General features: G+C 35.3%; 11 protein-coding genes and 1 pseudogene. 6 read left to right on the top strand and 6 right to left on the bottom strand.

The window, feature by feature from the left end; translation table 11 throughout:
- Positions 1-11: 11 nt before the first annotated feature.
- The 5 genes from ABGV42_RS14850 to ABGV42_RS14870 all read left to right on the top strand — a co-directional run bounded on the left by ABGV42_RS14850 (position 12) and on the right by ABGV42_RS14870 (position 9088).
- On the top strand, positions 12-968 hold the full coding sequence (locus ABGV42_RS14850) for an IS30 family transposase (protein WP_110755421.1): 957 nt from the start codon (positions 12-14) through the stop codon (positions 966-968).
- A 320-nt stretch (positions 969-1288) separates the two neighbouring features.
- Positions 1289-4687 carry a helix-turn-helix domain-containing protein gene (locus ABGV42_RS14855; RefSeq protein WP_347382317.1) on the top strand — a complete coding sequence of 1133 codons (3399 nt, stop codon included), beginning with the start codon at positions 1289-1291 and terminating at the stop codon, positions 4685-4687.
- Positions 4674-6347 carry a hypothetical protein gene (locus tag ABGV42_RS14860; protein ID WP_347382318.1) on the top strand — a complete coding sequence of 558 codons (1674 nt, stop codon included), beginning with the start codon at positions 4674-4676 and terminating at the stop codon, positions 6345-6347. Before ABGV42_RS14855 ends, ABGV42_RS14860 begins: the two co-directional genes overlap by 14 nt.
- The gene (locus tag ABGV42_RS14865; protein ID WP_347382319.1) at positions 6337-6978 is read left to right on the top strand and encodes a hypothetical protein; all 642 of its coding nucleotides are present in this window, start codon (positions 6337-6339) and stop codon (positions 6976-6978) included. Before ABGV42_RS14860 ends, ABGV42_RS14865 begins: the two co-directional genes overlap by 11 nt.
- Before the next feature lie 244 nt (positions 6979-7222).
- Positions 7223-9088 carry a hypothetical protein gene (locus ABGV42_RS14870; RefSeq protein ID WP_347382320.1) on the top strand — a complete coding sequence of 622 codons (1866 nt, stop codon included), beginning with the start codon at positions 7223-7225 and terminating at the stop codon, positions 9086-9088.
- Between the two features lie 218 nt (positions 9089-9306).
- Here ABGV42_RS14870 and ABGV42_RS14875 read toward each other — a convergent pair whose 3' ends face one another.
- From ABGV42_RS14875 to ABGV42_RS14890, 4 genes are all read right to left on the bottom strand, one after another.
- Complete coding sequence (locus tag ABGV42_RS14875) at positions 9307-9675, bottom strand: hypothetical protein (RefSeq protein ID WP_347382321.1); 369 nt, start codon at positions 9673-9675, stop codon at positions 9307-9309.
- A 25-nt stretch (positions 9676-9700) separates the two neighbouring features.
- Complete coding sequence (locus tag ABGV42_RS14880) at positions 9701-10075, bottom strand: hypothetical protein (RefSeq protein WP_347382322.1); 375 nt, start codon at positions 10073-10075, stop codon at positions 9701-9703.
- 22 nt (positions 10076-10097) lie between these two features.
- A complete protein-coding gene (locus ABGV42_RS14885) occupies positions 10098-11468 on the bottom strand; it encodes a hypothetical protein (RefSeq protein ID WP_347382323.1) in 1371 nt (456 codons plus the stop codon).
- 500 nt (positions 11469-11968) lie between these two features.
- Complete coding sequence (locus ABGV42_RS14890) at positions 11969-12691, bottom strand: hypothetical protein (RefSeq protein WP_347382324.1); 723 nt, start codon at positions 12689-12691, stop codon at positions 11969-11971.
- A gap of 226 nt (positions 12692-12917) precedes the next feature.
- Here ABGV42_RS14890 and ABGV42_RS14895 point away from each other — a divergent pair.
- Positions 12918-13371: pseudogene (locus tag ABGV42_RS14895) on the top strand (IS3 family transposase); the annotation flags it as partial.
- 254 nt (positions 13372-13625) lie between these two features.
- Here ABGV42_RS14895 and ABGV42_RS14900 read toward each other — a convergent pair.
- Positions 13626-15053: an ImmA/IrrE family metallo-endopeptidase gene (locus ABGV42_RS14900; RefSeq protein ID WP_347382325.1), complete on the bottom strand. Its 1428-nt coding sequence runs from the start codon at positions 15051-15053 to the stop codon at positions 13626-13628.
- Between the two features lie 7 nt (positions 15054-15060).
- Positions 15061-15528, bottom strand: coding sequence for a DUF6932 family protein (locus ABGV42_RS14905; protein ID WP_347382326.1), 468 nt, complete (start codon positions 15526-15528; stop codon positions 15061-15063).
- Positions 15529-15752 lie beyond the last annotated feature (224 nt).

Genomic DNA, 15752 nt, shown 5'->3' on the forward strand with positions numbered 1-15752 from the left:
AGAATCAGTCCATGAGTTATTCACATCTTAGCATAATCGAACGCAGCAAGCTAGAAATCCTCCACAGACAAGGCAAAAGCTCAAGAGCTATTGCAAAAGAACTGGGGAGACATTCGTCCACGATTTGCCGCGAACTAGATCGTGCTAATTCATCGTATCCCTATCAGGCAGAACACGCTCAGAACGCTTATGAGAAGCGTCGTCAATCCTCTGTTTCTTCAGGTAAATGGTCAAGCACCTTAGCTGCTTCACTGGAGGAAAAACTGAAGGCAACGTGGTCTCCGGAACAGATCAATCAACGCTTCCGTACCGAAGGCTTGCCAGCAGTATCCTTCAAAACGATCTATCGCTGGATCTACGCAGGTCGACTGGTTCAAGGCACGTTACAGGTTCTTCGGCACAAAGGAAAGCGTCAGAAACCCGCAGAAACTCGCGGTAAATTTGCCATTGGCAGATCAATTTCGGATCGTCCCCAAGAGGTTCGTTCTCGTGAAACGTTTGGGCACTGGGAACTGGATACCGTCGTATCTAGTCGTGGGAAAAGTAAAGGATGCATAGCCACGCTCATTGAACGCAAAACCCGTCTATATACCGCCATTCTCATGCCTGATCGCACTGCTCTGTCTATGGAAATTGCGCTTGGTGTAGCCATCTCACAGTATCCCACAGGCACTTTCCTCACAGCCACGGCTGACCGGGGAAAGGAGTTTGCATGCTATGCCAATCTGGAAACAAGCCATGACCTGCACGTTTATTTTGCTGATCCATATTCGTCTTGGCAACGCGGTTCCAATGAGAATGCGAATGGATTGCTTCGAGAGTTTTTCCCGAAAGGCACCGATCTCGCTCAAGTCGAGGATGAAGATCTTGCCAGTTCACTAGATCTAATAAACCACAGACCACGAAAATGCTTGGGTTGGAGAACCGCTCACGAATCTTTCACAGAGGAACTGTCGCACTTGGTTTGACAATCTGTCAAATTGAAAAAGGAATTTATCAAAACACTACAACAAAGTTCCAATATTCAAGACAAACTCCTTGCACATCACTTGAACATTTCAAAGTGGTCAACACACATTGGTAGAGGAATATTTAGTAATCTTCTTGCTGAGATTGCTCAAAATCCATATGACATCTCTGTGCCCAGAGGTGACAGTTCAATACTGTCTGCCCTTTCATATCTAAAAAAGACTTCTCGGTTCAGGATAAAGCTGGAAGAGCGGATGAATCATATGCACAGTAACTATATACCCCGGCTTATAGAGGAAAGACAGGAGGATTAAATGTAATGCAATTCACAACAGAAGTGTTGACAATATCACAGGCATCTGAGTTTCTTGGATTAAAGGCTGATACGTTAAAACACTTAATAAAAATCAATAAAATACCTTCAATCAAAAACGAATCAAGGGTAAGAAACAGTATCTTTATAAGTAAAGACACTTTGATTGAGTTTAAGGAAAATAACGAGCTTCTATTTGATTATTATCAATTGGGTGCTCCCAGGGGGTATTTAACTCTTAGAATGATTTCTGAAAGGTTTAATATTAAACTTTCACTTGCAAGTCTTTGGATAAAACAACGCAGATTTAATGAGGTAGAAAAATTAACTGGGCTTCCCTGTGGTGATCTTATCGTTGTTCCACTTTACTCCATAATCGAATATGAAAATAGAGTAAAACAACTGAAGGATTTCCACTTAACAGTCGAGCAAGCCCAAAAAATGTTGGGTATATCGAATTATTTAATTTTGAGCTGGTTGAGGCAGAAGAAAATCCAAAAGGTTATAACCTGGTATGGCGTACGTTACATACCATTAGATGAACTTAATTTGCTAAAGAATGAATTAAAACGAGAAAGAGAGATGATTCCATTATTAGAGGCGGTAAAAATGCTAGAAATACCCTATGAGATAGTTTCGGATATTTCATCAAAGTACCGAATCCCGTCAATGATTGGAAAAACGCATCTATTATCAAAATCAGATTTCGAAAAAATGAAACAAGAATATGCTGACCTAATCAATTACCATAAATCAGGTATTCCAGAAGATTACTTTGATACAAACATGCTAGTAGAACGATTTAACGTAGATCAAATCGAAATTCTTCGTTGGATTAGACAAGAACGATTCAAGGGAGTAGAGAAGTTCGGGGCTTCCTCTACATCTTCTAGCTTTTATATCATCCCCAAAAATTCTGTATATGAATATGAGAATTACGTTAGAAACTTAAATGAAAATTTTATACCTGTTGAAGTAGCAGCAAAAGAACTGAACGTTTCTACAACCACTATCCATAGGTGGATTTCTATAAATAAAATTGCAGGAGCAATTCTCTGGCTGAAAAAATGGTACATCCCAAAAAAAGCTATGTTAACTATACTTGCTAAAATGGATTCGCGAAACAACTCAATTACTGTATCTCAGGCTAGTCAAGAATATCAGATATCAAGAAAACAAATAACAGCACTAATTAAGAATGGTGATGTACCATTTACACAAATAAGAGAAACAGAAATACTCATTAATCGTGATGATTTGTCTTTTGCTTTGAAGAGAAGAGCTAATAGTGTATCTCAACTCAAAGCAAACAATCAATGCACCAATCTTTCTCGTATTCCTGAAGACCTTCTCACCATTCGTAATTTTAGTAGATTAGTAAATGCACGTAGAAAAACGATTGAACAACTAATACAAAATGGAGAAATCCAAGATGTAAAACGACATAAAATTCAAGGAAGTGAATATATTTTAATTCCAAAATCTGAAGTAGAGGAATTTCTAAAAAAAAGTATTTCTAGTGAAAAGGTCTTTACAACAAAACAAGCTGCAACTTATCTACAAAGACCAAATTATAATTACGTGAATGAGTTAGTGAAAAAAGGTTATTTTCCAAATGCGTTCATTGAATATAATCAAAATTTGATTCCACAATCAGATTTAGATGAGTATATAAAACTAAAAACGTTAAATATATTTCCAAAACGAAAAGGCTCACCTAGACAAAACAAAGAAGAAATTATTAAAAAACTCACTACACAAAATTTAATCCCTGAAATACTAGAAAAAATCAATCGTATTCCTACTCCAAATTATCTTTCACAGACAAAAAAATTATATAAAAGCTACACAGAAATGCGCATTGCGTCACTAGGCGGCAGACCGCCATACATCAAAAATCAGTGTAACAGAATTAAAGCAGTTTTTGAAACTGTCATCTCTAAATTATCCAAGAATTGTATTGATCTATCCGAAGAGGAGATTAGAAACATATTACAAGATGAATCAATACCCATCACTTTTAGAATTTATGCAAACCAATTTTTTCACTATTCCTTTCAGACCTTAGGTATAAAACGAGAGAAATTGTTTGTTATCACTCAAAAAAGCAAGAATTCTACGGAGAAAGATGTCTACGAACCAGAAATTTATTTGGAGTATGTTCAGTATGTAAAAAAGGTTCAACTCCATACCCGAGAGGCCATTAAAAGCCAGTATTATTCAAATATGTGGCTATTCACGCTCATGCATTTAATGGATGCCTGGCGCCCTTCAGATATTGTCAACGAACTACCCAGCCTAGATTTGGATGAGTTAGGGATTTATCATTTAGAATGGTTTATCTCAAACGAGTTAAGTGTTGAGCAAGCTCAACAGGTAGTAAACCAAGTATATATTAAGACCAGACATTCTTCTGCTTCTAAAACTAAAGCACTCCTCACATTTCTTGTTCCTTTAGATATGACATTAGCAGCAGGAACAGCCTTTCTCATCAATGAGTTGCATAGAGCTGAGTATCAGGATTCTTTTTTGATGCAAACCTTACTAACCAATGCACTTAATGCAAAGAAGCCCACACACAGACATCTCGTCTTTTTTAAGTTCAATGAAAAGCTTAAGAACTTCAAAAGCATAGTTATGATTCGATCTACTATGACTTATTTATTTAATAGCATTATCGATAGTGCTCCAGATCCAGAGTTGGCGCTATCATACACGATGTCTCTGCGTTCACATGAAAGACAAGAGTCTACTGCAGTTTATGTCCAATCAACAAACCTAGATGGTTCAACAAACCATGTATCTGTCAATTTGTTAAACCGTGGACACTTTGGTTGGCTATTTAATTTTATGATTAAGCAGATTCTTACGACTCAAGAACTTCACCCCACCTTCGAAGAAAGAACAATGCTAATCTCAAGTATCCGTCAAGATCTTACTCCAATTCAATTAGAGAATTGGGCCGCATTTATTAGAAAAAATAATGAAAGCAGAGATACATTAACAACAAAATTGCTATCTCTTTCTCACAATGAACTAATTGATATATTCAAAAAAATTCTCCGAGGTGAGTGTTCATCCAAAGATGCTCAAGGCCAATGTTTCACTTTTCCCAACTGTGGCAAGACACATATACAATCTTGCTTTTATTGCGAAAATTTCATCCCTCAACTGTATTTGTTATTCCAACTAAAACACGAGATCTTTCGATTGTATCAGTCAATAAAAAAAACGGAGCATCTCACGGTTATACTTCGTGATTCAAACTTCCTAAAAAAACTGCTAACTATTTTAAACGAAGCAGTTTTATTTTATGGAGAATTGTATGTAAACAGTTTTATAGACCTTCATGAAGTTCGCAATAATGTCTTCGAAATCAGAGATCGGCTCTTTGCAGAAAAATAAAGAAAGGAGAATTCATCTGTTAATCCGTAGGAGACTTGGAGATTTAACTCAAACAAATACATTAAGTGCAATTGAGAACGTATTTTTTCAAAATATGTCCAATGATGTTTTTGAAGAGCATTTCGAATACCTTAAAAAACATAAGTTTATTACCGCAACATCATTTGAAGATACTGTATGGTTCTTCCCTGACGCTCGCAAAGACCGAGATATTTTTTTCAACTTTAATTTAGAAGTATTTAAAGAACTAAACCTCGCATTGAAAGGTTTCATACTGCTTAAGAGAACCAGTGGCAGGTCAGTTTCTTCTTGTCATAACATGCTTCAAGCTTTGAAATACTCGGCGTTAGCTTCGAACGGATTCAAAGATATTTCAAATTTAGAGACTCATTTACTCCAACAAACTCCGTTGGTTGCATACGGGCATGCATTAATCATCAAAAATTTCTTTTTATTTTATAACCACAACAATGCTTCAGAAATCAACAATGTCTGCAACTCGATACCTAAGCCTGATAGAAAAAACAGGGAGTTGCCTGATTATAAAGACATTCTCACATTTGATGAACACATCATTGATTTCTTTAGTTACATTTCCTATGGAGAAGAACATGTTCGTTTTTTTCCGGTTTATATTTGGTGGAAACTAACCAATGTTATACCTATGCGCGTCATCGAATTTTTAACATTGCAAAAGAACTGTATTGTAGAAAGAGACGACGAAACATACTGGATTAAGATTCCTCGCGAAAAGAAACAAGCGGATTCACCCTTTAAAGTGGATGTGACAGATACATTAGAGATTAACTACGAGATGTATTCAATAATTAATAAATACATTAGTACTCTAGCAAGCTTAAACATTCATTCTGAATATCTGATTCCGTTTGATGCTTATGTCAGGTATTTGATTAGACCACGTCAAACTATACAACAACGTAAGGGCAAGCAAAATCGATTAATTGATAAGTATCTGCAGCGCCTTATTGATGATTTTTACAATGAAATCATACAAGATGAGTCAGTGGATAGGGTCACCTGCGGCGATACACGGCATTTTGCCATCATGAACATGTTCCTACAAGGTTTCAATATGTTATCCATCGCTCGTATGGCAGGGCACGACACTCTTGGAGTACAGCAAAACTACTACTCCCATATCGATCATTACGTTCAGTCACAGGTTTACTTAATGGCCCAAGAAAAATCTAAAGTAACATTCAAAAAAAACATCGGTGGCCCTCTTCTAGGCAAAACAAGGGAACTGATCGATCGAGGGAAAATTTACGAATATGAGGACCTGATAAGCTTCCGTTCGACGACTTACGGCTTCTGTAGTTATCGAGAAACTGATTTTCCCGAAGGTTGTGCGGAAGATTGCAGAGTCTGTCCACACTATATTTTCAAACCACCAGTTAATGAAATTGAAATGGGAATTCGTTGGCTCAAAGATTATTCTGACATATTGACTCAAAAAGTTAGAGAAACAACGGAATTCATGCTAACGATCAGCAAGCATATGTACTATGACTTGAAGAACCTATCCAATCAAAAAACAGGACAAGATCAATTAAATGCAGCATCTCAACGACTCGTGCAAATGATGGACCATCTCTCAGCTGTTAATTCTACATTATTGGAGAATCATTATGAAAAATAATAAAGGAAGACCTAAAACTATTGAAGATCAAAAGCTAAAAGAAATGGCACTCCAAATTAAAACTAAACATAAGGGACAGAAATTATCGTTTCTCATGCTCGAAAAAGAAACAGGCATTAGTCGGAATACCTGGAAGAGGAGAATTGCTGATTATATTCAAGAATTAAATGCCCCCATTATGCAATCTTATGAACAATCAGATTTGGACATTTACTTCCCGGATATCGAGGAACTCCTCAACAATAATAGTAAAGAAAAGATTGTGCAGGAACTTCACGCTATCATAGAAACATTGCATAGTGTTTATCTGGAAAACAAGGAATTGAAGAGAAAGGCTAAAGACTTAAATAAGTTAGAGACAACTGTTCAAAAACAAAAGCTTCAAATAGACAAGTTAAAACATCAAGTTCTTCATTATGAAAATTTGTACAAGACATTAGTTGTATCGAGTGCCTTCCCCCACTTGAGAGAAGAGAAAGGCATGCAGAGCAATCTTCTTGATTTCAACAAAGAAATATATACAAATACAAACGTTGAGCAACAACATTTAAAAAAATCATTTGCAGACCCCGGAAGCGAAGCTCAGAAAGAAGATAAACTCAAGGAAATGTTCCCTAATCTTTTCACATAAAATGATGTTTCTCACCAATCTTTAAGGGGCCTAGCGCCATTTCTCATGAGTTTTCTAATTTCTAAAGTTAAGGGGAAATAGATAGATTTCTAACATTATGCCTGTATTTAGAGCTTCATCGGAAATCTTTCGGTACCAGATATTATTTCGGCCCACGGACATCAGATTGTTTTTCTTTAAAGAAACCTAACTCGAACAATACCCGTAAATATTCTTTAAATAACTTTCCATGAGGTGACTAGCTATGAGTATTAAATTCGATTCAATCTATTATTGTGCCCATTGGTCTTATGATAGGTTTAGAATTTTGCAACCACATATTGTAACTAACGGACTTTGGTATTTCAATAATTTTTATTATATCAAATGCAAGGATTTATCAGTTGAGCCACTTAACAATATTGATTCATTGTCATTAGAAGACTTCTTTAAAACGACAGTAAGAGCAATGGCTACCCCCATTTTCCTAGTTGAGCAAGTACCATCAGGAGCTATTAGATTAGATGATCGCCCGTTGCAAGAAGCTGTCCAAGTAGTCGGTGAAATGCTCAACCAAAATGATTTCGATGATCAAATCGCTTTGCTCATACCTCCCGATTTTCCAAATTATAGATTTTACTTTCAACAAGGAGAAGGATGGATTCTTGAAGTTGAGCGTACGCTAACTGATTCAGAGTATGATTGTTTCATTTATTCTTTAGATAGGCTCCAAGGTTTCACCAGACCTGATCACATCAAACTATTATTAAACAGTCACATTCATTCTAAAAATATTAATACAGAACCTAGCTTAGACTTGATACCAAGTAGAAGATCCTCGATGAATGTAAGCTCAGAATTAAAAAAGCAATGGGAATTTGACGAACAATTATGGGTTGATCAGTCAGTGCCGATTCTGACTTCTGATGACTATATTGAAGAAGAAGCATTACCTGCAAAATGGAAACAGAACGGATCATCCTGTTTATTGGATCTTTCAATCTCTGGTGCACATGACATTCGTAACTACCTCACGATGTATCAAACAGTGAACATCGTTGCTCCTCCATCATTAGACCATGCAAGTGTACTATCATCTCTCGGTATATCAGAAAAAGAACTTATTGAGCTCGTTAGACTCAATAGGGTAAAAATACTATTTCCTCAAGATATCGACCATTATGAACAAAAATTTCTTGAAGAGCTAGTAGAATCGGCTCCTCACAATCTTATGTTTTCTCGACAATTAGCTCTTAGAACTATTGCTGATAGTCGCAGAAGAAATCCACTTTTGTATCCTACTCTTGAAACTGAGGAAAAACAAAGATTACTCTCAGCTCTTCATGGTCTAGCCCTAAAGTTAAATGATCCAAAATCACAATCATGGGTTAGAGCCCTAGCTATCAAACTTTCAGAAATATGGGACGCTAACACTTTAGTAGCATTCAGAGGTGCTATGGGAACTGCACCAACTGGTTACGGAGCTGTAATTGCTGCTATTATTGATAGTCAGACTGGTAAAGACTACAGTTTCGAAATAATTACAGCATCTTACGCAGTCGAATGGGCAGGAGCTCTAAAGTCTACATTATGTCCTACTGGAGATAAAGCTCACATTAGAAATTCTGAGACTTTAGCGAACATATATTCAGGAGTCAATAATGAATGGAACATGGAGTTCATGAGTACACCAAATATAGCAACAGAAGCAATTTTAACTATCGCAAACAGTGTACCTGTTTTAGAATTAGCAACTGCATTTAAAGGTGCTGATATAGCTCGATTTCATATGTTGATCCAGAGAATTTCTAAACATCAACATTCAGAAGAACAAAAACAAATTATTGATGCATTTAACAATACTGTTAAATCCTTCGAAAGAAATAAGAACAGGGTTAATGCATGGGATATAAGAGGTGTGTTAGTTGATATTGGTACATCTTTAACCAGTACCACTATTCCCTTAGCAGGACTACTATTAAATTGCATCGAAAAAGCGCTAGAGCATTCTGGTGGGAACTCTAAAGTCATCGGGAATATACTGGACAAGACCCAAGCTAAACTTTATCAGACAACTCCGGAAGCTATTCTTGTAAGTCGAATGAGGGATAACATTAAGCAGTTACTTTAATTAATTTAGTAATCTATCAACAATATCAGATTAAAAATAAAGAAAAAGTTTTAGCCCCAATTTTGGACTAAAACTTTTTCTTCATTTGTTTACGTTTCATGAACAAATAATCCACTGATACACGTACCTATCTGCTTATCCCTGATTTGTAGAAGCAATTCTTGATATAATTTCAAACAAGCTAATTGATTGCTCCATCCATATAGTCACACACGTTGCTATCTTTGAGGTTTCTCTACGGTTAACCATCGATGGCTTCCACCATAATAACCATAGTATTTACCTCTAAATTGGTTCATAGCTGCTCTAAATTGACCAAGAATTAGAACAGCATCACTGTTTTGCGGTAGTGACTCGTCGTCCAGTATATCTAAATAATCAGTACTTGGGTCGGAATTTAGTATTTCTTTAATATCAGACAATAATCGATTTAATACTTTTACCTTTAATGGATTCAAAACACCATCTTGCTTTTTCTTCGAAAATTCACGCATTTCCAATAATGCAGAATCTAACATCGGAGACAACATATCGTACTTAGCAGCAATTGCTTCAGTAGGCAAGTCTGTATTTCTTACTTTTGACATGGTCAATTAATCCTCCCCTAATAAGCTACCAGGTTATTTTCTTTGGTGGAGCCGTTCGAATATCAGTTTTGTTTCCGTTTTCCATCCAAAACCAGGATGCTGAATATTGCTTGATGTTATCAGCTCTAAGCTTTTCTAAGCAGTTAAGGTACTGAGACAAAATCAAAACAGTATCACTGTTGGTCGGAAGACTATCCTCATCGAATTGTTCAAAATCTAAAAACGGTTTGTAGTCTCCCGTTAACAGTTTGTTTGCTTCCACCAGTATTGGATTAATAAACTTCAATTTAAATTTATTGATGGCATCATCAGGCTTTTTCTTCGATAACGTGCCGACTTCATCAAACAGCCCCTGAAGTTGAGCTTGTACTTTCTCAAATGCGCTAACATTAATGCTCATGATTCTTCCTCCTAGAAAATGATTAAGACGGACAACTTCGTCTAAATTCTAAGTATTTCTTTTTGATAACTTCTATCGGATGCCGTTGTTTACTTTCATACACGGAAACCATCATTTTTAGATCCTCATCGGTCAATGCAATTATACATTTTCGTTGACCTGACCAAAGATCAATCGTATTTTTGAAGATTGGTTTTGGCAGAGGGTTTCTTGTTATTAAAATACCGAAGCTGCCAAATGAGTCTGTAAGATAACGATTAAGCTGATTAACATGATCTCGTTCAACTTTGGCGACATTCTTTAATTCCATTACGATTTGTCTGCTTTTGTAATCGTCATATATATCTTTTAAAAAATCGAAAGAACGATTATTATAAAAAATCAAATCTCGTATTAAAGCTCCGGAATCAGTTCTGCTTTGCGCTTGAGCAAAATCCAAATGAGGGTAAAGTGCAGAAGCCATTAGCTGGCAAACATGATCTTCATATTTTTTATCTGCGTTATCGGTTTTACCTGATGGCAATTTTATAATTTCATTTAATTTTCTTTTAGCTGATGTAACAGGTATCGATTTAAACAGTGGATCATTTTTGCAATCTTCAAATGTTCTTTCTTTCATCTTGATAAAGTTTTGAACCACATCATAGTTTTTTCGGTTGTATTCCAAAATTTCAACTCTAGAAGGTACGTTATCTTTATCTTGCCAAACCTCTTTTACGAAATAACCATCAAAGTAATCTTCATAGTTAATCCACGGGATATAACGAAGCCATCGCTTTGGAACAAGTAGCACCGGCTTTTTAGTTTCTGGATTAATAGGTAAGTATGTATCTTCTTCAATGATCTGATATGTTTTATGATTGTACAAATCCTGGACTTTTGTCTTCTCCATTGGTATTTTATGCTTTTCACACTGTTGGATCGTGAAATCAATTAAAAACGATTTCAAAAAATTACAGGCAATGTCACTCACACGATCTTTTGAAATCTGATTAACATAAAGCTGAATTTCTTCAAAATGAGTAAATCCGCCTTCTGTGATCTGAGGAACAGAATTGAAGAGCGATAAAATTGAAGTTGCTGTTTTCCCTCCAATTCTCATTCCACTTTTATTACCCGAAGTGCCTAATCCAACTTCAGTACATTCTGACGCTCGAATTAATATCTCCGTAGCTTCTTTTTCATTATTCTTCTTAATTAGATGTCCTAAATGATTGAAAGAATTCGAAATGATAGCGTGTAAAGCGTTGTCTTGCATTGATGGTGATTTCCACAGTAAAAATGGATCTAAATATAGCGGAATATCTTCATCAAGAAATGGAATTGCGAAATCCGCTTCTTCTTGTGTAAATGGAAGATCATGAAAATCGTTAAGTCTCGGTCTAATCAACATGTCAATCACCCTACTTTAATGTCGTCATTTTCAATAGGAAAATCGTACCATAACTCTTACTTTGTCACAATAACCATTTTAATGTAGAACAGGAAACAGATAAGCTTATGATTCATGCAATAGCCAGCTTTGAGAAGTCTCCCATAGTTACAGCCGCTTGATATCTGTAGACGAAGATCACGCCCGTTTTATTCACGGTGTCATATGTCTTTTCGATACTTTTTGTGAGGGTGGGGCGGAGTAGCTCTTGGTATTTACTCAGCTCTATAATCCGCAAAAGTGAATGTTACCTCAACTCCACTTTCAAGCACACTCGTTCTGTTAACTGCACCACTAATTTAATGAACGGACAGGACAATCAGTCTAACCATTGTGTACTTTTGATTTTCGTCGAAAATAAACACCGCTCATGTTGAGCGGTACATTGAACTTATTGAATTCACATATCCCGTTAGTTTAGCAGTATGTGGTTTTATAACTACTAAAAGATATAATAAAAATCATATAATATTCTCACCTTTAAAATATTCTAAAATATAATTCGATATTGATTCGATATAACCACCGCCTATCTCAGCACATAAGAAACCTTTTATATCCAAGTTCCGATCAACATGGGCTCCACCATTTTTGTTTGCATTATTTTTAATGATATCCCTAATAGTAATAGTAGTGATTTCTACATTTTCTATTTTACCTTCATATGAATTGCCTATTTCTTCTATATTGACAGGAAAGTCGCTACCGCACGCAGCACACATAACCGAAATAAAACATTCATCTTTTTCTAATGTCACTTGAGGATAACTTATACCTGCCTGAGGAAAAGGATCACAATAATAACATACGCAGTTAGTTAACGATTCATATTTAATATTAGATTTTATAATTTCTTGGTTTAACCAATCATTTAAAGGCAACTGCAACCCATCTTTCCTGAAGAGTGATGTCGGTGGAATAAACTCTATTCTTTTTGTGTCTTGAAATGATATGAAATTATTGCAAACATAATCCATTGAAGGATTTTCAATTACCTTATAAATCAAAGAATTCTCACTACCCTTATTTGTGTCACAGAGTAGTAATCTTAACTGTCCAGCTAGTACATTAGTCAATGTTTTGTTAGTTCTTCCGTTTTCAATATTTATTGATATTATTTCAAGACATTCTTTTAGCTTGTTTTTAAAACCTTCCTCACTTCGGGTTAAAATAATGATCCCCACCTATCTTTGTTTTACATAATTATACTAATTAGTTCCTTGTTTTTGAATCTTTAAATATTATATAAAAAGATATTATTAAACTAACCTGCCGTTAGTTGAACAAAAGCCGCCGATCATATGAACTGTACCTCAATTGTTAGACATTATCTACTAATTGGTAGTTCAGTTTTTTTGTCATAATTTAATTTAGACTTGAAGATAGATGCTATTCATCAATACTTATCTAGAGATAAAGTTGTTTGGAGAAAAGCTGTATTTATCACCTGTTACGGACTTGTTAAACGAAGAAATTTTGGCTTACACAGTGGGGTCTCGCATACGTATTCATTAGTCTCCAAGATGCACAATAAAGCCTTTAGACGCCTATCCAACTGGGATGAGCTCCTCCTGCATTCGGATCAACGCTGGCACTACCAGATGAAGCAGTATTGACAGGCTTAGTGGGACAAGCATTATCCAGAGCATGTCGTCCAATGGGAATTCTTATAATAACGCAGTAATGGAAAACTTCTTTGGCATTATGAAATCAGAGTTTTTATCTTACTGAATTTGAAATTGCAGATCACTTCAAGCAAGAACTAGCTCGATACATGTATTACTACAATCACAAAAGTATCAAGTCAAAATTAAAAGGCATGAGCCCGGTACAATACCGAGCTCATGCCCAACAAGTTGCATAAAAATATTTGTCTAACTTCAAGGAGTCACTTAAATTTTTCAACTGCTTTTCTTAGCCTTATTCTATTGAGCTAACATTTTCCGTTAATTGAATCAGGGATATTTCAATGTGCCAATTGTGGGCGTTATGCATCCTGGCTAACTACAAGAAACGTAACATTAGAAAATCAGGGCACTAAGCAGAGAAATATACACTTTCGTCTTAAAACCAATATATAGAAGTTATAGTTATATCAAAATACACTTTCTAATTTGTTTACTCAGCTTCTATTAAATTTATAACCATTTCTCTGTCAAGCTTATCTTCAATATTATTGAAATCTAGGCGTTCTTCTAGAACTTTAAGCACAACACCGTGAGGATTATTCTTATTTTGAAGAGTTTGTGCTGCTCCCCACCATGTCTGATTTTTACTTTTAACTTTAGTTTGTACATCGTAAGCTACAAAGTTCGCTAAAGAGCCAGTGTCTACATAGTTAGCATTAGATATATTTATCACTGCATTCTTCAAGTAAGCAAGTTTAAATTGGGCCTCTTCATAACATGCTTCAATTAACTCGTTTCTTTTTCCGTTAAATAATACATCACTAGCAAAATTATTAGCAGCAATTTCTTCTGAATCTTGCTCTATTTGAGATAAGGTTTCAGTAAAATCAACTACACTTCGTTCTTCTAATTCTGGCTCTTGTGTAGCATGCCAATACTCATGTAGCAAATCAAACAACCAACGTGCTTCTGAGTTAGCTTGTTGTTTAAGTATTATGACGTTTTTTCCATTTGATCTCCAACAAGCACCGTGGAATCCTCCCTTAGCTTTTAAAGGGATCACTGGAATACCTAAGTCCCACATATAATTCACACAAGACTCCAAATTTAGAATTCCGTATCCCCTTAGAACTTGCTCTTTAAACATTCTATAGTCAGTTAAGAAAGAAGCAGCTTCTACTGTATAAGAAGTAGATACCACTTTAGCCAAGTAAGTTGCGAAAGTAGTATAAGAATACACGAGTTCTTGAGAAACACCTTTAGGTACTTTATATTTAAAAGAGCTCACACTTGAAAATTGAATAGGTTGACTAGAATCTAGTAAGAATTTTTCCGCATACTCATCATATATTCCTTTTAACCTACTAAAAAGCTTTAAGTAGCCTAACGATTGATTCTCACCTTGCTTGATTTCTTCAGGTAATATAAATGTCTCTAGATTTTTCAGGCTTTTGGCGATATTTTTTTTCAAATCTATCAATTTAACTTGTAACATACTAAAAAAAGGTGTTGGTACAGGAATCTGTAAAGTCTTAATAATTTTTGCTAAATCTGATGGAGGGGCTTCTACGAAAAGCTCTTCTTCATATTCCTCCAGTTGTCGTACATCTATACCTGTATATTCTGACAATTCCTCTAGACTTCTACCAGAAGCAATTCTTTTTCTTATGATGTAATTAGGTAATTTCATAATTTCACTAACCTTAAAAGGCTCAATTACACCATTTTTAAGATTTTCATAATCTTCTACTTGTTTAGTTAGTTCTTCTACTTGGCCCTCCAGAGCTTTTAAGTATATTTCTTTTTTGAAAGAACCTAATTCATCTAAATCATTTTCACCTTGAGCTTCTTGTAAAGTGAACATGAACTCTTTTAAAGTGTCCTGTGTAATTGTTAACTCTATATCACTTTTTATCATGAATCATTCACCTCAATTCTATTTTTATTATTCCCTTTGGCTTTTTATTTTTTTTCTGTTTTTGGAAAAAGTCTAAATACTTGTTTCCATACGGATCCGCTTTTGCTGAAGCAGGGAAAAACTCACCCTCATAGTTTTTTTTTTGTTTTTCCCTTCCGCTAAAACTTGAATCAATTAAAACTTTATCAATAGAATCTACTATAAGTTCATCTAGATCATAGAGTGCATCAAAATCACCAGGATGATTTCTACCAGTGACAAAACTTCCATCAATATATATTTTAGAACAACCAGCTCTTTTAAACTCGTCTAATGCCTTTTTCATACCTTTTAATTGTGTTCTTCTTGTCATACTCCATGAATACCTCTGTTCAAATTCCTCCCAAGTAGTTAAGTGAATCCCTGGAGGAAGAAATCCATCTGGCAAAAGAGCAGGAATCTGTGTAGTTATAGTTTCGGCTTGGTTGTTATTCATATTTAATCCTCTACTTTTCATTTTATTGCTTATACTAGTTCAATTGTACCATTTCAATACAGTTTTATCCAATAGTTGCACCTGTGATTTCATTATTTTTTGATTCTAACTATTATTTTTTACATATGATTAGGTTCTGCTCTATTAATCTTAAACTATCTCCTTAGTTGAGCGAATCGGACATAAAATTTTTTCTTGCCTCTAGATGAGTACTAAAAGAAAAA

The sequence above is a fragment of the Paenibacillus pabuli genome, from assembly GCF_039831995.1.
In the GTDB taxonomy this organism is placed as follows: domain Bacteria; phylum Bacillota; class Bacilli; order Paenibacillales; family Paenibacillaceae; genus Paenibacillus; species Paenibacillus pabuli_C.